This is a genomic window from Aliivibrio fischeri, from assembly GCF_009727955.1.
Classification (GTDB): domain Bacteria; phylum Pseudomonadota; class Gammaproteobacteria; order Enterobacterales; family Vibrionaceae; genus Aliivibrio; species Aliivibrio fischeri_A.
This window is the reverse complement of record NZ_WOBR01000010.1, coordinates 516,576-532,801: the sequence shown is the minus strand read 5'-3', so window position 1 is coordinate 532,801 and position 16,226 is coordinate 516,576. Positions and strand designations below refer to the sequence as shown.

Here is a 16,226-nt window from a genome sequence, read left to right as displayed (position 1 = left end):
TGAGATTGTTATGCAACTTAATCGAGAATAGGATAAACACCGTTTTCATCATGAACTTCGGCACCCGTAATTGGCGGGTTGAAAACGCACGCCATGACCATTTCTTTATCTTTATACGCTCGTAAATAATGCTCGTCGTGTTTATCAAGAATGTATAATGTTCCTGGTTTTATTGGATAAGTCTCCCCTCCAACCACTTGAATCTCCCCCTCACCACTCATGCAATAGACTGACTCTAAATGGTTTTTGTAATGGATGTGTGTTTCAGTATCTTGATAGATGGTCGTGATATGAAAAGAGAAGCCCATGTTGTCATTTTTCAACAACATTCTTACGCTTTCCCATGTTTCAGATGCTACACGTCGTTCGCTGCCGCGACATTCATCTAATGTTCTTACTATCATCGTATTTTCCTTGATTAAGATGCTTTTTTAAAATGTTTTGCTGCAATACTATCAACAGCGTCTTCAAAGATAGCCAATCCTTGATCTAACTCTGATTCAGTAATGGTTAATGGACAGAAGAATTTAACTACTTCGTCATCAGGACCCGCGGTTTCAATTACCATTCCGTTTTCAAAGCAGGTTTTTGCGATATCACTTGAGATGATGCCGTCTTTACATTTAATGCCAATCATCATGCCACGGCCTTTTTGTTGAACAAATAATTTAGGGTGACGTTTAATGGTGCGAAGAATTACGTCGCTTACTTTGCTAGACGATTGTTTTATGTGGTTTTCAAAGTTATCGTTCGCCCAATAAATTTCAAGCGCTTTTGCTGCAGTAATAAAGGCATGGTTGTTACCACGGAAAGTACCGTTATGTTCACCAGGTTTCCATTCATCTAATTCAGGTTTTAGTAAGACAACTGCCATTGGTAAGCCGTAGCCACCAATGGATTTTGATAGAGTTACCATGTCTGGTTTAATGCCAGATGACTCAAAACTAAAGAAAGTACCAGTACGTCCACAACCCGCTTGAATATCATCAACAATCATTAGAATGTCGTTGGCTTTACAGATCTTACTTAGACGTTGTAGCCATTCATTTGAAGCGACGTTTAAACCGCCTTCACCTTGTACGGTTTCTAAAAGTACCGCAGCGGGTTTATCTAAACCGCTTGAATTGTCAGATAGCATGGTCTCAAACAGGTTAAGTCCATCGATATCAGCATAACCTTCAAAAGGAATGCGTGTAATATTGCTTAAGCTAACACCGGCACCTTGGCGATGGTGTTGATTCCCCGTTGCCGCCAGTGCTCCGGCTGTACAACCATGAAAGCCATTAGTGAACGCGACAATATTGGTTCGGTTAGTGACTTTTCGTGCCAGTTTTAAAGCGGCCTCAACAGCATTGGTACCTGTAGGTCCCGTGAACTGTACCTTGTATTCTAGGCTTCTTGGTTCGAGAATATAACGGCTCAGGGCATTTAAAAATGTGGCTTTTGCACTAGAGTGCATGTCTAAGCCATGAGTGATACCGTCGTTTTCGATGTATTCAAGTAAAGCTTGCTTTAAGACTGGGTTGTTGTGACCGTAGTTAAGTGATCCGGCTCCGGCAAGGAAGTCTAGGTAACGCTCTCCATTTTCAGTTTCTAGCCAGCTGCCTTTTGCTTTTTGAAAAACAACTGGGAAATTGTTTGAGTATGAGCGCACTTGTGATTCTTGCTTCTTGAAAATATTCATGATGAGTCCGTTTATGATTCCTATTTTTGTGAAGATTTTAGAGGGATACGATACAAATACTCTGTATCGTGCTTGCCTTTAAAGTGTGATTCTTTATCTAGAAACGTAGTGACTTGCCCTTGATTTCCATATTGGGCATCAATTTTTTTAAATAATGACCAAGAGGCGTTATTTGCCTTGGTTATTGTGGTTTCTATAAATTCGATATGCAGAAGGTTTTTTCGCTCTAAAAGCGTGGTTAGCATTGAAAACGCTAAACCTTTACCTCGGTAATGTGGGGAGACGGCGACTTGCCATATGAACAGCGTATTCGGTTCATCAGGTTTTTGGTACCCAGAGATAAAGCCAGCGAGATCGCCATCTTTCTCTGCCAAAACGCAGGTTTTACTGAAATGAGTAGCTTGAAGAAAGTTGCAGTATGAAGAGTTTATATCAAGAGGAGGACACTCGGTGATCAATGCGTAAACATCGTCACCGTCTGTCCTCGAAGGTTCTCGAAAAATCCATTTTTTTGTTGTGTCAGAATCCATATCTGGACACAAGATTCTGGGCGCTGCGATAGCCATATGTAAATACATATCCTTTGTACTCTAATTAAATTCCTTTTTATTATGGGCATTTTTATCAGTTGAAAAGCAAATTAATGGCGCAAAAAAGACGATTAAGTCTAATTAAATGCGATCTAAATCACATTTAAGTTCGATTGCTAAAATAATAAATAGAGAAAAATAGATTAGTTCTCTTAGTATCTGTGAGGGCTTTGATTTGGATATGAAGGTGGCGTAGATACAAAAATAGCCCATGATAATTTGGGCTATTTATTAGTTTAAAAGAGTAATATTTATACAGCAGCGACCATTTTTTGCAGTAGTCGAATCATCTCTTTTTGCTCATTTAGATCAAGAGAGCTAAGTATTTCTTTATTTACTTTAATAGGGATCGGCAAAAGGGTTTCTTTTAATGCTCGACCTTCATTAGTTAAGTAAATTCGAAAGGAACGACGACTATTGGGATCAGCTTGTCGTTCAACAAGGCCAAGTTTTTCTAACTTATCTAATGTTCGAGTGGTTGTGGAGTTTTCCACTTTTGACTTTTCAGCAATATCACGCTGAGTTACCCCTTCTTCTTCCCATAGGCACATCATGGTTGGCCACAGCGCAACGGTTAAACCGTGCTGTTTTAATTCCGTTTCGAAATGTTTTGATGCTTGATTAGCAATAACATTTATCATCCAACCAAAGCTACTTTGACGATCAAATTCTTCCATTGTGTTCAAACTCCTGCACTTACAACTATTGCAATGGTAACTAATCCTATTGCAATTAGCACTAATAATGCACGTATATTTGATACAAACACTAGATTTGATGACATTTGATGTTCTGTAAGTGTCTTTTGCACGCCAGTGATCATTGCCCAAACAAGTGGCTTTGAGCGTAATTTATAAAAGAGAATGGCGACTAAATGCAATACGACTAATACAGGTAATAAGTGTGCACATATTCCATGCAGAGTAACAAAAACATCAAAGACATTGTCATTTAATACAATATCGGCATAAGGGATGTGATCGAATAATCCTGCTAATGCAATTCCAGTAATGCATTGAATAAATAAGGTGGAAATTAACCCAATAACCATCCAAGATCCCGCTGGATTATGACCTGCTTTTGATGGTTCTTTTCCTAATAAATAAGAAATAGTACGTTTTGGAGAAGAAATAAATTGTTTAAAACGGCTCGTGTCACTTCCGATAAAGCCCCAAACAATACGCCATAAAATAAGAGTAAAAAGAGCCAAACCTAAATAGATATGTGGTCCTTCTCCATTAAAACCACTTGCGGCTAATCCGATAAAAAGCAGTGCTTGAAGCCAATGATATATGCGTGTTGGTAAATCCCAAATCTTCATTTTCTTGTTCCTAATTAATGGATGTTTTAACTAACTGAGAAATAATTTACATCACAATAGTTGCACGTGCAACTATTGTGATGTAAATTAAATGCAACTCGAAGCGAGACAGACATCTATTAAGAGAGAACGTAGTGAAGAAATTAGTAATTAGTTTATGTGTTTTATTACCAAATATTGCATTTGCTCAAGCGAGTGCTGACCTAATTAACGCAAGACAACAGGCTTTTGTACATATTGAAAATCAATCAGAGCAAGTAGAAGAGATGATGGATGAAAATGTATTACATTGGAGCGAAATTGAATCGATCAGTCAACAATTGGTTCAACATAGTCAATTATTAAATACGGCTTTTACTGAAGGGAGTCAAGAAGGCAGTAAAGCAAAGAAAGTGGTGTGGGATAAACCGGAAAAGTTTAATCAACTGATGAAAGAGATGGATAGTGGTTTTGCTTTGCTATATCAAGCAAGCCAACAACAAGACAAAGAGGCGGCAGAAGCGGGTTTAGAGCAAGCGCAGGATACCTGTAATGGATGCCATCGTAGTTATCGTTCACGATTTTAAGTTAAAAAAAGGGTTGAAGATACGATATCTTCAACCCTTTTTAGGCTTTAGGTTTGTAATTAGTTAGTCATTGCTAACTTAGCGCCAAAGCCCATTAATAAAGAGCTTAAACCGTATTTTAAGAGGTTTGAGAATGCTTTGCTCTCCGCAATTACCGTTCTGAATTTTGCAGCGAAAACGGCAACGCAAGTAAACCATAGCAAAGCGATAATAGCGGTTGTGATACCAAGCATTCCGAGCATTAAAGGTGATGATGTCTCTGGAGTTAAAAATTGAGGAATAAAAGCAACAAAGGTCAAACACACTTTTGGGTTGAGGGCATTGGTTAAAATACCTTGACGGAAAACTTTTATATCAGATGTACGATTGGTGGTTTCTACTTGGCCAAAACCGCCTTTTGCTGTGAACATTTTAAATCCGATATAACACAGGTAAGCGGCACCTATGTATTTAATTACCATAAAAGCCGTTGCAGAAGAGAGCAGTAGTGCACTTAAGCCAACAACGGCTAAAAAGGTATGAAAAAGAACACCAGTGGCGATACCCACTGCGGCATAAATTCCTGTTTTTGCACCACCGCCTAAGGCTCTTGAAAGAACGTAAAAGAAATCAGCGCCAGGCATCGCACAAAAGGCGAACATTCCTGCGATAAAAAGAAGGTAAGTTTCAATGCTCATAAATAATTCCATGTACTGCTGCATTTGATATTAAGGACTATGATTAAGCCCTTTTCATATGGGGTTAGGAGTAATTTACTGTTTATTTTAAACGAAAGAAATCATTATTCTGAGACTTCTAATAAATAGTCTTCAACTTGTTCTGATAACCAATCAATGATCACACCACGGGGCATAGTAGTTTTGGTCATTTCTGCAAAAGACTGCCAGTTCATCGCTCGATTATGTTTAAGAACCTTTAAGGTGCCATCGCGTAAATGCTCATTGATTAATAATGCGGGAACGGATGACCAGCCTGTTTTATCCAAGACTGCATCACGTAGGTGCTCATAAAATGTAAGAGCAATGTACTTACTGGATGTTGGCTCAAACACCATTAATTCATCATCATCAATGTAGTTAAGAATGATTTCTGTGTGGCTTTCTAGATCTGTAGGGCTTACTTTTCTTAGCTGGCTTAATGGATGTTCTCTATGTGCTACTGACATCATGCGAATTTGGCCTAACTCGTTTTGTTGAACATGCAGAAGCTGACTATTGATAGGTAATATCCCATAAGCCACATCAACGACGTTTTGCTCTACCATTTCTTCAAGTTCTGGTGATGGGGCGACGTAAATTGAAATACTGGTGTTTGGGAATTTACGGTTCATGCGAGTCAAAATATCACGCCAAATGGGTTCAGGCAGTGAGTCATCTCGAACCACGCGAATGGTTGAAGCTATGCCTTCGTTATATTGTAAGCACTTACTAACAATGTCATTGCTAATGACCATCATACGTTGGCAATCATTCACAATCGACTCGCCAATTTCTGTTGGAGTAATACGGTTACCTGTGCGGACCAATAAAGTCACTCCAAGTTCATCTTCAAGAGTACTTAACGCAGCACTGACGGTGGTTCGACTTTTTTGAAGTTTACGAGCTGCTTCTGCAATAGAACCCAATTCAACCGTATATAAGAGCATTTCAATTTGACTGGTTTTCATGATCTTTTTCTCGTTAATTTATGCTGTTTAATGTTAAGCGACGAATTAATTGACGCTGACTGATTATCCTATCACCAATTTTCTCTATATGATGATCTGTATACATAAAAAAGACGAAAAATAAGTCGATGGAGGAAAATATGTCGTATTCAATTAGAAAAGAAAGGCAATTATTACTGGTTTCAACGTTTTCAGCTTTACTGTTTGCAATGTTAGGTATTGTATTAGGTACGCTGATTCATTCATTAGTTATTATTTTTGATGGTGTTTACTCATTAGTGAGTTTAGGTTTAACCCTAGTTTCGTTAGTGACAGTGCTGTATATTCGAAAAGAAGATGTTTCGAAGAATATCAAGCGTGTTAAGGTAATTGAATCTTCAGTAATTTTGCTTAAAGGGATCGCAATTACCTTAATGTGTGTACTTTCATTTGTTGCAGCTGTTCAAGCAATAATGGAAGGTGGCCGAGAAGTGAATACCGGTATCGCATTAGCCTTTGGTGTTTTTAGCATGATAGGTTGTTATACAAGTTATTGGGTAATGAAAACTCAAGGTCGTGAAGTCAACTCGGCTCTTGTTGATGCAGAAGCAAAACAATGGTTAATGGATACCGTGATTAGTGCTGCTGTATTTGTTGGCTTTATGATTGCAAAAGTATTGCTACTAACATCATATGCGCATTATGCACAACTTGCTGACCCAATCATGGTTGTAATGGCATCTATCTATTTTATTATTGTGCCAGTTAAAATGATTATTAGTTCATCAAAACAGTTACACCAATTAAATCGAGATGGTGTTTTAGCAAAGTATTCACACGCCTAAGTTCGTTCATCTTTAGGCGTGTCCATCACCACTAAGGTGCCAATTGAGTTGACCTGAGAGATCTCTCCAAGTACGTTTGAATGAAACTGCTTATATGAGGATAGACTCTCAGTCTCAACCCGCAATAGATACTCATTCGCTCCCGTAATATTATGGCATTCTGTTACTTCATTTGATTCCATTATCTGTGCTTCGAAATCTTTTTGTGATTTTTTACTGTGATCCGATAGCCCGATAGTTACATAAGCAACAAATCCTATTCCACACTTATTTGGATTTAATACCGCACGATAGCCTTGAATCGTTCCATTCCGCTCTAATTCTTGTACACGACGTAATGTTGCTGAAGGTGATAATCCAATGCGTTCAGATAACTCAACATTGGTTAATCGTCCATTTAATTTCAGCTCTTGCAATATTCTTTCGTCAAACCTATCCATAGTGACAATACCTTGCGAATTATTTTAATTTTAAACAAATATAGACAGAAAATTTACTCAGTCTCGCATTAAGATACAAGCAGAATTTAATTTTAAGATGGTTATGATGGATTACACTTACTTATTTGCGTTAATTACCTTTGCATTTGTGGGCGCGTTTACTCCTGGGCCAAATAACATTATGTTGATGACATCTGGAGCTAATGTTGGATTTGTTCGTACTATTCCTCACATGCTTGGGGTGATATTTGGCTTTGCTTTTATGCTGATATTGGTCGGGTTTGGGTTAATTCAAATCTTCCAAACTTACCCTCAGTTGGAATTTATTTTGCAGATTCTTAGTGCGATTTATTTGAGTTATTTAGCATATAAAATTGCGAGAAGTGAACCGATAAACAGTGACAATAGCGATTATAAACCCATGTCTTTTTTAGCGGCGGCAAGTTTTCAGTGGGTTAACCCAAAAGGGTGGTCAATGGCACTGTCAGTAATGAGTATCTATGCAACAAGCTCGGATATGGTCAGTGTATTTTTAATCGCATTGGTCTTTATTTGTATTAATGTTCCGACTGTGAGTTTTTGGACCGTTGCAGGTAAAGAATTACAAAAGAGATTAAAAACACCGAAGCATTTAAAGTTTTTTAACTACAGTATGGCAGGTTTACTTGTCGGTTCTATGGTGATGGGATTTTAATTGGTTTTCTTGTTAATTGGGTGTTGCTGCTTTGGATGTGTTATCTTTATGTATATCACTTCTAAATACACGATTAACAAGGGTATCCCTATGTATCGACACCTCTTTTTACTTCTCTTCACTCTTTTTACTTCACTGTCATTACAAGCAGAAGAAGTGACGTATTCCGAACAAGAGTATTTAGATCGTCCACTAATGGAGCGTTATATTCTTGATGAGTTGAAGTCATTAAGAACTGAGCAACAAGATCTAGAGCGACGTTTAACCATTCAAATTACCGATCGCGAACTTGCGGTAGCAGATAAATCATTAAATTATTCTAATACAACCGTAACTTATTTTTTCTATGTCATTGCGGCGGTGGCGTCTTTGATTGCGTTGATTGGCTGGCAATCATTAAGAGAGATGAAACAAAACACCAAAGAAATGGCAGATAAACAGCTCAATAAAATAGCGCAAGACTATGAGAAAAAATTCGTAGCATTAGAGCGTGATTTAAAACGTAAAACGCGAATTATTACTGAGAATAATCGTGAAATTGAGATCATCAATGAAGTGCATAATTTGTGGCTTCGTGCTCAAAGTGTACAAATTCCTGAGCAAAAAATGGATATTTATGATGAGATTTTAAAAGTAAGACCGGGTGATTTAGAAGCGTTAACGTATAAAGCGGATGCGGCAATGGAGATGCGTGAATTCCATTGGGCACTGAATTTATGTAATCGTGTTTTAGAAGTGGATGATCAAAATGCACACGCATTATTCCAACGTGCGTGTGCGTATGCGCAATTAGGGGCAGAGGTACAAGCCATTGATGATTTGCAGCGTTCTATTGAAGCAAGTACGTCTATGCGTGAGCTTGTATTAGAAGAGCCTGATTTTGATCCCCTAAGAGGTTTAGAACGCTTTGAAACTCTATTAGAAGAGTAATACCCATTCCAGTAATCCTCTAATTACATTGGTATAATATTAGTCGCCAAGGTGCTCAGAGATGAAATCCATAAAGCATCGTACCTTGGCTGACATATGTTTTCGGCTTGGATAAACCATAAAGATATCAATGGTTAATTTAGGATAATCCGCAAACAACTCAACTAACTTACCGGTTTCTAATTCATCGGTTAAATGAAAATGAGGGATACGTGTTATTCCTTGTCCTGCCAAACATAATGATAACTCCATAAATGAATTATTAGTGATGACCTGACATTGCAATGGAACCGCAATAGGTTGGTTGTCTTTATCTACAAAATCCCAAATCGCTCCTTGTTTTACATACGCATAACCAATGGTTTTATGCATTGAGAGTTCATTAGGGTGCAGTGGTGCCCCGTGCTTTTTCAAATAATCTGGTGAAGCAATGGTGATGGCTTTTGAGCGTAAAAATCGGCGGCTGATCAAACTAGAATCTTCAAGTTGATGCGATGCACGGATCGCCATATCAAATCCTTCTGCAACAATATCAATCTTTCTATCATTTAAATCTAACTCCAGTGTGATATCTGGATATAAATCATTAAATTTCCCTAGTATTGGACGTAAGCGTGAAAGTGCAAAGCCAACAGGACAGCTGACTTTTAATCGACCTTTAGGTTTTTCTTGTTGTCCCGTAATGGCATTTTCTGCCATTTGAGCATCTTCAATTAGCTGTTGGCATTGCTGAAAATAAAGTTCGCCTTCAGGAGTCAATCGTAACGTTCGAGTGGTGCGATGAAGTAAGCGGACACCTAAGCGCTCTTCTAATTTTCCAATCTCTTTACTGATGTAAGAGGTTGAGTGCCCACTATTAAGAGCGGCCTGAGTAAAGCTACCACTGGTCACTACTTCTGAGAAAATGACCATGCCATCAAACAATGCTGAATTAAATGCCATATTACGTTTCTTTAAGTTTATTAAGAGTCATATGGAAACAATCATTGCACATTTAGGCTATTAATCAATATTTGTGAATGAATTATAGTTATTCCATCGCAAACAAGAACAATAGATTTGAAAAGAGCAGAGCATTAACTGCTCTTTTTACTTAAATAGAATATGAAGGTATCCCGATGAAAATTTTAGCATTAGCAGCAAGCAGCAGTTCAACATCAATTAACAAACAACTAGCAACGTATGCAGCAGGTTTGGTTGCCGGTGCTGAAGTAGAAGTGTTAGACATTAATGATTATGAAATGCCTATCTTTAGTGAAGATAAAGAAAAAGAAATCGGTCAACCAGAGCAAGCGAAGCGCTTCTTCCAAAAAATTGGTGAAGCGGATGCGGTTATCATTTCTTATGCTGAACATAATGGCTCTTATGCTACAGCGTTTAAGAATGTGTTTGACTGGACTTCTCGTATTGATATGAAAGTGTACCAAGGTAAACCTGTTGTGATGTTAGCTACATCTCCAGGTCCTGGTGGTGCTGCAACGGTATTAGCAGCAGCTACAGGCTCAGCGCCTTACTTTGCAGCAGATGTTAAAGGTTCACTATCTGTTCCAAGTTTTTACGATAACTTTGATATGGAAAAAGGCGAACTGCGTAATGAAGCATTGATTGCTGAGTTAAAAACAATCATGTCAGTATTATAAGTTTTCATGAAAATAGAGGCGTATCCATTTAATGGGTGCGCCTTTTTTTATACAAGAAAATCGTAGATTGAAAACAAAAAAACTAATTTATAAATTCAAATAGATACTTTTAATCTCACAAAATTCCAACAAATGAGCAAGCTTTCATCATTCGTCACTGTTATTTGTAATTGTTATAGATGAGAATAGCTTGGTATCAATTATTATATGGTCATGATTTATATAGGACGTTTTTTATGATTAAAAAGTATTTTGCCGCGTTGTTATTAATGATGAGTATGATGGCTTCTGCCTATGCTCAATCTATTGATAGCATGGTTACGGTTCAACAAGAGTTAAAAGAAAGATTAGTTCAGCTATCAACGGCTGATCCAGCTGATAAATTGTTTTTTGAAGATGTATTGCGTCGTAAAAATGACAAGATCCGAGCTGATATTGAACTACAGCTTCAAGATGATCCAAGCGCTAAAGGGCTGGACGGTGTTGTTCGCTCTGAGATGACGCTTATGGGGAACCTATTGAAGTTAAGCCATCAAGATCTGGTTGAGTTAACTAAAGCGGTTCGTAAAGCAAAAGGTGAAGAGAAAGACGATCTAGAATTTGCTGCACAAAAACGCCTTGGCATTATGGATGTATATTATGAAGAAGCATTCAAAACACTGTCATGGGGTGAAACGCTAAATATTGATTTCACTAAAGAAAAAACAGCGATTTTAAAAGAGTTAACAAATCGTGCTGATTTACTGTCTAATATTATTCACTACCTTGAGTCACAAAAGTCAGATATTGCTAAGCGTATGCAATATGCATCTGCTGAGAAGAAAGAGCTTCTTACGCAAAATGCGACTAACTTGACTGAACGTATTTCATTAATGATTGCGAGTTTAGAAGTAACTACCGCATTAATGGAACAAAATAACATTGATATTACAGAGTATAAACAGCTTATCTTCTCTGTGACAGGTGATATTAACAGCGATGTATTGGATATCAGCGTAGCATATGGTCTAACTGAAGAGTGGGTTACTCGCTTTAAAGATTGGGCGGTAGAAAATGCACCATCTATCATTGTTAAGTTAATCATTTTTGCCGTTATTCTTTGGATTACGAATTTCCTTTCTCGTCTTGCGAAGAGTGCAATTAAGAGAAGTGTTTCTCATTCAAAAATGAAATTCAGTAAGCTAATGCAAGAGTTCTTTGTGTCTATGGGCTCAAAGTTCGTCATGATGATTGGTATCTTAATTGCTCTATCTCAAATTGGTATTAACTTAGGCCCACTATTAACTGGTTTTGGTGTTGCTGGTGTTGTTATTGGTTTTGCATTAAAAGACACGTTATCTAACTTTGCATCTGGCATGATGATCCTGATTTATCGTCCGTTTGATGTGGGTGATTTGGTTGATATCGGTGGTATTGTCGGTAAAGTTAATCGCATGAACTTGGTATCAACAACGATTAAAACCGTTGATAACCAAAACTTAATTTTCCCTAATAATAAGATTTGGGGTGACGTAATTAAGAACGTAACTATTGAAACTGAACGTCGTGTAGACATGGTGTTTGGTATTGGTTATCAAGACGATATTGAAAAAGCAAAAGCTATCTTTACTGATATTTTAGAAAGCCACCCAGCAGTATTAAAAACGCCAGAGCCTATGGTTAAATTGCATACTTTAAATGAATCATCTGTGGACTTTATTGTTCGTCCTTGGGTTAAGACTGATGATTACTGGGATGTGTACTGGGAAGTAACTGAAACCGTTAAAAAACGTTTGGATGCGGAAGGTGTGAGCATTCCATTCCCACAACGTGACCTGCATATTTATAAACACGAAGCATAAATTGCAGAAACAAAAAAGAGTGGCCAAATGGTCACTCTTTTTTTATGGACTCTAATCTAGATTATCTTCTGATTTGGTTTCTATCTGAGTCGGTTTTTTAAACTTTTTAATGATTAATGAAATGGCAAAACAGACCGCCCCAACAATAAGAGCTGAACGTAGAATAGTAAAACCATCATGTTCTAGCTGTTGAATATGAGGACCGACAGAAGCAAATAAACGCAAGCTGAAAAAGGCGAGTAAAATAAATGGGACGATTTTTTTCATGCGTGGCTCCGGCTAAAATATTCATTAACTATTGATAAAAACATCATATCGGAAACAAAACAGAATTTAATGGCCTTTGTGAGTAATGTAAGATTACTGTTTTGACAAAAAAAGACCACGAACAAATTGTCGTGGTCTAAACTTAATGATGACGATTAGATTGCTTGTTCTTTACGTGAGAACTTAAACTTAGCATCTTCAGATGGTTTGTTAGGAAGCGTTAGTTTAATCACTGGGATAGCGATTCCCGTCGTATTATAATAATCCTCTTGGTAACTTTTAGCTTCTTTTAAGCCAACAGACTTTGAACCTTCAAGGTAGAAAAACGCTTGGATTGGAAGTTCATCACCGATATCGTCCTGCCATAATGAAGCACGAACTTCATTTTGAATGTGCATAGATTCATCAGAGATCAGTTTCATTGCAGCTAAGCCTTGTGCAAAGTTGTATGAGGTACTGCTAGAGCCGTCTCTTACATCAAATGAACATTGGTGCTCAGACTTAGAACCTGATGTAGATTGGTAATGTTTTTTCCATTCATATGCTGTATGTATACCTTGTGATTCACATGAACCACTCTCACTTGGGTAATTTTCATGAGCGCCACAACCTGCAAGTTCACGTCCATCTGTTGAGCCATCAACAGGGAAGAAACAGTTATATTCTAAATCAATTTTATCACTTGGTGAGCCAAAGATTTGATATACGATGTAGCCACTGTCAAAGCGGTAAGCCAATTCAGAGTATTTGGAGTCATGACGCAGATAAGAGAATGATACGCCATCTGATTTTTTTTCAGCCTTTGTTGGGTTCCATACATGGTTTTTCGTTGGTTCTGAACCATGAAGCATAATGCCGGTACAAAGGAATGATGGACTGCCATCTCCGCCACAACTTGAATCAGATTGGTTGTAATCTTTTGTTAGTGCCTGAACTAAGCCATCACCTTGCTCTTGACTAATAATACTTCCTGCGAAAGCAATATTACTTGCCAGTAGTGTCGTTACAAAAAGTAATTTTTTTGTATGTTTCATAACATGTTTCCTTATTTTTAATTAGTTAATTTCATGTTGATGTTTCTAGCCAATCAACGAAGAAGATACTAACAACTAATTTATTATTGGATTGTCATTCACATGCGCATTTTATATTTTTTAAGAAAATTAAAGATTGATTTTTGTTTATTATTAAATTAAGCCAAGCCTTATTTTTTTACTTTGATTAATAAGAGTAATGGAATAAGGAATATGACACTCATACCAATCCATTGGTACATATGCGTAAATACGACGATCTGACTTTGTTCATAAATCATATTCTCATAGCGTAGAATTGACTCAGGATCAGTAATCGATAAATCGTTTAATTGAAGCCACTTTTGTAAATCAGGATTGTAAGGAGAAAACCCTTCTGTTAATCCGTGCCATTGTTGTTGCGAATCTCGATATTGCAGTGTTGTGACAATTGAGATGCCTGACGCACTACCTAAGATCCTGAAAAGGTTATAAATACTCGCACCTGCAATGGAATGCTGTGTCGGTAAGGTCAAATAGGCAACAACGGATAATGTGGAAAAGGCTAACCCAAGACCTAATCCTTGTATCATGCCAGGAAATACGATCCAAAACGTATCTATATTGAGTGAGTACTTAGTCATTAAGTAATTTCCGAGTCCAAGGCAGAGTAAACCAAAAAGTATTTTCAAACGAGGATCAAACTGCGGATTAAATTTAATGACTAAAACAAGTACGAATGCTGAAACAAGTCCTCTTGGTGTCATAAGTAGCCCTGTATCTAATACTGGATAGTTAAGAACTTCTTCTAATAAAATAGATAATTGAACTCCTAATCCTGAAGTACACATTGATATTAACCCTCCGATAATGGATGAGGCTAATAAATTCCTATCTTTTAAAACCCATAGCGGAGCAATAGAACCTTTGGTTTTTAAACTTCTGTATATCCACATTATTCCGCCAATAATAGTAAAGGCGAGTAAAATTTGAATTAATCTTGAATCGAACCAATCTTTCTCATTGCCTCTATCAAGAATAAATTGCAGTGAGCTGATGAATATTGCCATATAGCTAACAAGCCACCAGTCAAACTTGGATTTAGAGCGATTGTTAAGGTGAATGTGTTTATAAATAAGGTAAATACTAATTAAGCCAACAGGAAGGTTGATGTAAAAAATCCATCGCCAGTTGATGTTATCAGTAATAATCCCTCCGATAATAGGTCCGAATATTGGGCCAAGAAGAATACCAATAGAAAAAATGGCCATCCCACGCCCTCTTTGTCCAGCTGGATAAAGTTGAGCAATGGTCGATTGGGCTAAAGGCAACATTGAAGCCCCAAACATTCCTTGAAAAATTCGGTAAATAACTAGCTCAGCTAAGGTTTGTGCGGTACCACAAAGCATACTTGCGATAGTAAAACCTATGATAGCAACTAACATTACTTTGCGTTCACCAAACCGAGCGACCCAAAAGCTTGTTATTGGAATAAAGATGGCTTCGGCCATGCTATAACTGGTTAATATCCAAGGGATCTTGTCAACCGTTGTACCAAGAGAGCCCATGATGTGAGGTAAGGAAACATTCGCAACAGTGATGTCAATTTGTACCATCAAGACAGCAAGCATGACGGCAATCGTTGCACCATTTTTGCTCATGTTCTTGAGTCATCTAATAAATTGATAGTGACTTCTGCACTTGCACCAATGCGAAGCTGAGGGGCATCTTTGGGGATATCCAAAATTAATTTCACAGGATAACGTTGTTTTATTTTTACCCAGTTCCCGGTTGCGTTTTCTGGTGGCATGAGAGAAAACGAAGTACCACTGGCAGGAGAAAGTTCGCTTACTTTGGCTTGCCAAGTGATATTTGGGTACATATCAATAACGACTTCTGCTGTTTGTCCCATTCTAATGTTGGTTAATGAGGTTTCTTTAAAGTTAGCTCTAATCCAGTAAGTGTTTTTAACCACTAAAGGAAACAGCATTTGACTGTTTTTAACAACTGAACCTACAAAAACATTTATTTCGCCAAGTAAACCGTCGGTTGGAGCTGTGATATCGGTGTAACTTAGGTCTAGTTCAGCTTGAGCAAGCTCTGCAGAGGCTTGTTGAACTATCGCGGCATCAACACCATTGTCGTTCCCTCTGTTTGCTATTGCGGCTTCTACGTTGGCTCTTGCTTCTTCTAGTTTTGCCTGTGCAATGGCTAATTTGTTTTTGATTATGTCTAGCTCTTGTTGTGAGCTTAATTTGCGACTAACTAAGGCTTGAGTTCTTTTGAATTCAATTTGTGTTTCTTTAAGGTTAGAAGTTATACCATTTAAGTTGGCAATAGCTTGTGTAACTTTGCTGTCGGCGACTTGATGTTGTTGCACTGCGAGTTGATATGCTGACTCTGCTCTTTTTACTGCTAGAAGATACGGTTGAGGATCTATCTTAAGCAGCAGATCGCCTTTATTTACCTTTTGGTAGTCATTCACCTCAACTGAGATAATTCGTCCTTTTATTTGGGGCGCAATGGATACTATTTTGGCGCGGACGTAAGCATTCTCGGTGCTAGGGTGATTATTAGAATATTGCCAGGCAAAGTAGATTAAATATCCAATTAAACTTGAGACAAAAAATAAAGTGAAAGTAATACTGAAATGTCTGCTTTTTTTCATGAGTTTTTATAAGACGCTATAGAATATAAACAATACTACCTAGTGCTTTTTGAATGACAATGCAGCGAAATTTAAAACTGCT

At 37.6% G+C, this 16,226-nt stretch carries 19 protein-coding genes; 6 read left to right on the top strand and 13 right to left on the bottom strand.

The window, feature by feature from the left end; genetic code table 11:
* Positions 1-17: 17 nt before the first annotated feature.
* The 5 genes from GNP81_RS15505 to GNP81_RS15485 form a co-directional block, all read right to left on the bottom strand.
* Entirely contained in the window at positions 18-404 is a 387-nt protein-coding gene (locus tag GNP81_RS15505) for an ectoine synthase (RefSeq protein WP_155673964.1), read from the bottom strand.
* Between the two features lie 14 nt (positions 405-418).
* Positions 419-1,684 (bottom strand): diaminobutyrate--2-oxoglutarate transaminase, encoded by a 1,266-nt coding sequence (ectB, locus tag GNP81_RS15500; RefSeq protein ID WP_155673963.1) that lies wholly within the window; start codon positions 1,682-1,684, stop codon positions 419-421.
* A gap of 20 nt (positions 1,685-1,704) precedes the next feature.
* Complete coding sequence (ectA, locus tag GNP81_RS15495; protein ID WP_196587375.1) at positions 1,705-2,250, bottom strand: diaminobutyrate acetyltransferase; 546 nt, start codon at positions 2,248-2,250, stop codon at positions 1,705-1,707.
* Between the two features lie 275 nt (positions 2,251-2,525).
* Positions 2,526-2,951 carry a MarR family winged helix-turn-helix transcriptional regulator gene (locus GNP81_RS15490; protein WP_146865288.1) on the bottom strand — a complete coding sequence of 142 codons (426 nt, stop codon included), beginning with the start codon at positions 2,949-2,951 and terminating at the stop codon, positions 2,526-2,528.
* 5 nt (positions 2,952-2,956) lie between these two features.
* Positions 2,957-3,595 carry a cytochrome b/b6 domain-containing protein gene (locus GNP81_RS15485; protein ID WP_146865290.1) on the bottom strand — a complete coding sequence of 213 codons (639 nt, stop codon included), beginning with the start codon at positions 3,593-3,595 and terminating at the stop codon, positions 2,957-2,959.
* Positions 3,596-3,729: 134 nt separating this feature from the next.
* On the opposite strand from GNP81_RS15485, the gene GNP81_RS15480 reads away from it, so the two are divergent.
* Entirely contained in the window at positions 3,730-4,161 is a 432-nt protein-coding gene (locus GNP81_RS15480; protein WP_336495477.1) for a c-type cytochrome, read from the top strand.
* Between the two features lie 59 nt (positions 4,162-4,220).
* Here GNP81_RS15480 and GNP81_RS15475 read toward each other — a convergent pair whose 3' ends face one another.
* Complete coding sequence (locus GNP81_RS15475) at positions 4,221-4,838, bottom strand: LysE family translocator (protein ID WP_186809445.1); 618 nt, start codon at positions 4,836-4,838, stop codon at positions 4,221-4,223.
* Between the two features lie 104 nt (positions 4,839-4,942).
* Positions 4,943-5,827, bottom strand: a complete 885-nt coding sequence (locus tag GNP81_RS15470) for a LysR family transcriptional regulator (RefSeq protein WP_155673961.1) — start codon at positions 5,825-5,827, stop codon at positions 4,943-4,945.
* Between the two features lie 140 nt (positions 5,828-5,967).
* Between GNP81_RS15470 and GNP81_RS15465 the strand changes: the two genes are divergently transcribed.
* The gene (locus tag GNP81_RS15465) at positions 5,968-6,651 is read left to right on the top strand and encodes a cation efflux transmembrane domain-containing protein (protein ID WP_146865300.1); all 684 of its coding nucleotides are present in this window, start codon (positions 5,968-5,970) and stop codon (positions 6,649-6,651) included.
* On the opposite strand, the gene GNP81_RS15460 is transcribed toward GNP81_RS15465, so the two are convergent.
* Positions 6,648-7,091, bottom strand: coding sequence for an Lrp/AsnC family transcriptional regulator (locus GNP81_RS15460; RefSeq protein WP_012535118.1), 444 nt, complete (start codon positions 7,089-7,091; stop codon positions 6,648-6,650). The genes GNP81_RS15465 and GNP81_RS15460 overlap by 4 nt on opposite strands.
* Positions 7,092-7,197: 106 nt before the next feature.
* On the opposite strand from GNP81_RS15460, the gene GNP81_RS15455 reads away from it, so the two are divergent.
* Positions 7,198-7,785, top strand: coding sequence for a LysE family translocator (locus GNP81_RS15455; protein WP_155673989.1), 588 nt, complete (start codon positions 7,198-7,200; stop codon positions 7,783-7,785).
* A gap of 90 nt (positions 7,786-7,875) precedes the next feature.
* Positions 7,876-8,715, top strand: coding sequence for a TPR end-of-group domain-containing protein (locus tag GNP81_RS15450; protein WP_155673960.1), 840 nt, complete (start codon positions 7,876-7,878; stop codon positions 8,713-8,715).
* A gap of 39 nt (positions 8,716-8,754) precedes the next feature.
* Here the strand turns inward: GNP81_RS15450 and GNP81_RS15445 are convergent, their stop codons facing one another.
* Positions 8,755-9,657 carry a LysR family transcriptional regulator gene (locus GNP81_RS15445; RefSeq protein WP_155673959.1) on the bottom strand — a complete coding sequence of 301 codons (903 nt, stop codon included), beginning with the start codon at positions 9,655-9,657 and terminating at the stop codon, positions 8,755-8,757.
* Between the two features lie 176 nt (positions 9,658-9,833).
* Between GNP81_RS15445 and GNP81_RS15435 the strand changes: the two genes are divergently transcribed.
* Together GNP81_RS15435 and GNP81_RS15430 are read left to right on the top strand one after the other, a co-directional pair.
* On the top strand, positions 9,834-10,355 hold the full coding sequence (locus GNP81_RS15435) for an NADPH-dependent FMN reductase (RefSeq protein ID WP_155673957.1): 522 nt from the start codon (positions 9,834-9,836) through the stop codon (positions 10,353-10,355).
* A 236-nt stretch (positions 10,356-10,591) separates the two neighbouring features.
* On the top strand, positions 10,592-12,196 hold the full coding sequence (locus GNP81_RS15430; RefSeq protein ID WP_065623288.1) for a mechanosensitive ion channel family protein: 1,605 nt from the start codon (positions 10,592-10,594) through the stop codon (positions 12,194-12,196).
* Between the two features lie 51 nt (positions 12,197-12,247).
* On the opposite strand, the gene GNP81_RS15425 is transcribed toward GNP81_RS15430, so the two are convergent.
* The 4 genes from GNP81_RS15425 to GNP81_RS15410 form a co-directional block, all read right to left on the bottom strand.
* Positions 12,248-12,463, bottom strand: coding sequence for a hypothetical protein (locus tag GNP81_RS15425; protein WP_005423787.1), 216 nt, complete (start codon positions 12,461-12,463; stop codon positions 12,248-12,250).
* A gap of 155 nt (positions 12,464-12,618) precedes the next feature.
* Entirely contained in the window at positions 12,619-13,497 is an 879-nt protein-coding gene (locus tag GNP81_RS15420) for a halovibrin HvnA (protein ID WP_065623289.1), read from the bottom strand.
* 170 nt (positions 13,498-13,667) lie between these two features.
* Positions 13,668-15,137 carry an MDR family MFS transporter gene (locus tag GNP81_RS15415; protein ID WP_005423785.1) on the bottom strand — a complete coding sequence of 490 codons (1,470 nt, stop codon included), beginning with the start codon at positions 15,135-15,137 and terminating at the stop codon, positions 13,668-13,670.
* Positions 15,134-16,144 (bottom strand): HlyD family secretion protein, encoded by a 1,011-nt coding sequence (locus tag GNP81_RS15410; RefSeq protein ID WP_155673956.1) that lies wholly within the window; start codon positions 16,142-16,144, stop codon positions 15,134-15,136. Before GNP81_RS15410 ends, GNP81_RS15415 begins: the two co-directional genes overlap by 4 nt.
* Positions 16,145-16,226: the final 82 nt, after the last annotated feature.

Excerpts from the sequence above, each read along its gene's own strand:
- GNP81_RS15505 (WP_155673964.1), bottom strand. The coding sequence starts at position 404 with ATGATAGTAAGAACATTAGATGAATGTCGCGGCAGCGAACGACGTGTA.
- ectB (WP_155673963.1), bottom strand. The coding sequence starts at position 1,684 with ATGAATATTTTCAAGAAGCAAGAATCACAAGTGCGCTCATACTCAAAC.
- ectA (WP_196587375.1), bottom strand. The coding sequence starts at position 2,250 with ATGGCTATCGCAGCGCCCAGAATCTTGTGTCCAGATATGGATTCTGAC.
- GNP81_RS15490 (WP_146865288.1), bottom strand. The coding sequence starts at position 2,951 with ATGGAAGAATTTGATCGTCAAAGTAGCTTTGGTTGGATGATAAATGTT.
- GNP81_RS15485 (WP_146865290.1), bottom strand. The coding sequence starts at position 3,595 with ATGAAGATTTGGGATTTACCAACACGCATATATCATTGGCTTCAAGCA.
- GNP81_RS15475 (WP_186809445.1), bottom strand. The coding sequence starts at position 4,838 with ATGAGCATTGAAACTTACCTTCTTTTTATCGCAGGAATGTTCGCCTTT.
- GNP81_RS15470 (WP_155673961.1), bottom strand. The coding sequence starts at position 5,827 with ATGAAAACCAGTCAAATTGAAATGCTCTTATATACGGTTGAATTGGGT.
- GNP81_RS15465 (WP_146865300.1), top strand. The coding sequence starts at position 5,968 with ATGTCGTATTCAATTAGAAAAGAAAGGCAATTATTACTGGTTTCAACG.
- GNP81_RS15460 (WP_012535118.1), bottom strand. The coding sequence starts at position 7,091 with ATGGATAGGTTTGACGAAAGAATATTGCAAGAGCTGAAATTAAATGGA.
- GNP81_RS15455 (WP_155673989.1), top strand. The coding sequence starts at position 7,198 with ATGGATTACACTTACTTATTTGCGTTAATTACCTTTGCATTTGTGGGC.
- GNP81_RS15450 (WP_155673960.1), top strand. The coding sequence starts at position 7,876 with ATGTATCGACACCTCTTTTTACTTCTCTTCACTCTTTTTACTTCACTG.
- GNP81_RS15445 (WP_155673959.1), bottom strand. The coding sequence starts at position 9,657 with ATGGCATTTAATTCAGCATTGTTTGATGGCATGGTCATTTTCTCAGAA.
- GNP81_RS15435 (WP_155673957.1), top strand. The coding sequence starts at position 9,834 with ATGAAAATTTTAGCATTAGCAGCAAGCAGCAGTTCAACATCAATTAAC.
- GNP81_RS15430 (WP_065623288.1), top strand. The coding sequence starts at position 10,592 with ATGATTAAAAAGTATTTTGCCGCGTTGTTATTAATGATGAGTATGATG.
- GNP81_RS15425 (WP_005423787.1), bottom strand. The coding sequence starts at position 12,463 with ATGAAAAAAATCGTCCCATTTATTTTACTCGCCTTTTTCAGCTTGCGT.
- GNP81_RS15420 (WP_065623289.1), bottom strand. The coding sequence starts at position 13,497 with ATGAAACATACAAAAAAATTACTTTTTGTAACGACACTACTGGCAAGT.
- GNP81_RS15415 (WP_005423785.1), bottom strand. The coding sequence starts at position 15,137 with ATGAGCAAAAATGGTGCAACGATTGCCGTCATGCTTGCTGTCTTGATG.
- GNP81_RS15410 (WP_155673956.1), bottom strand. The coding sequence starts at position 16,144 with ATGAAAAAAAGCAGACATTTCAGTATTACTTTCACTTTATTTTTTGTC.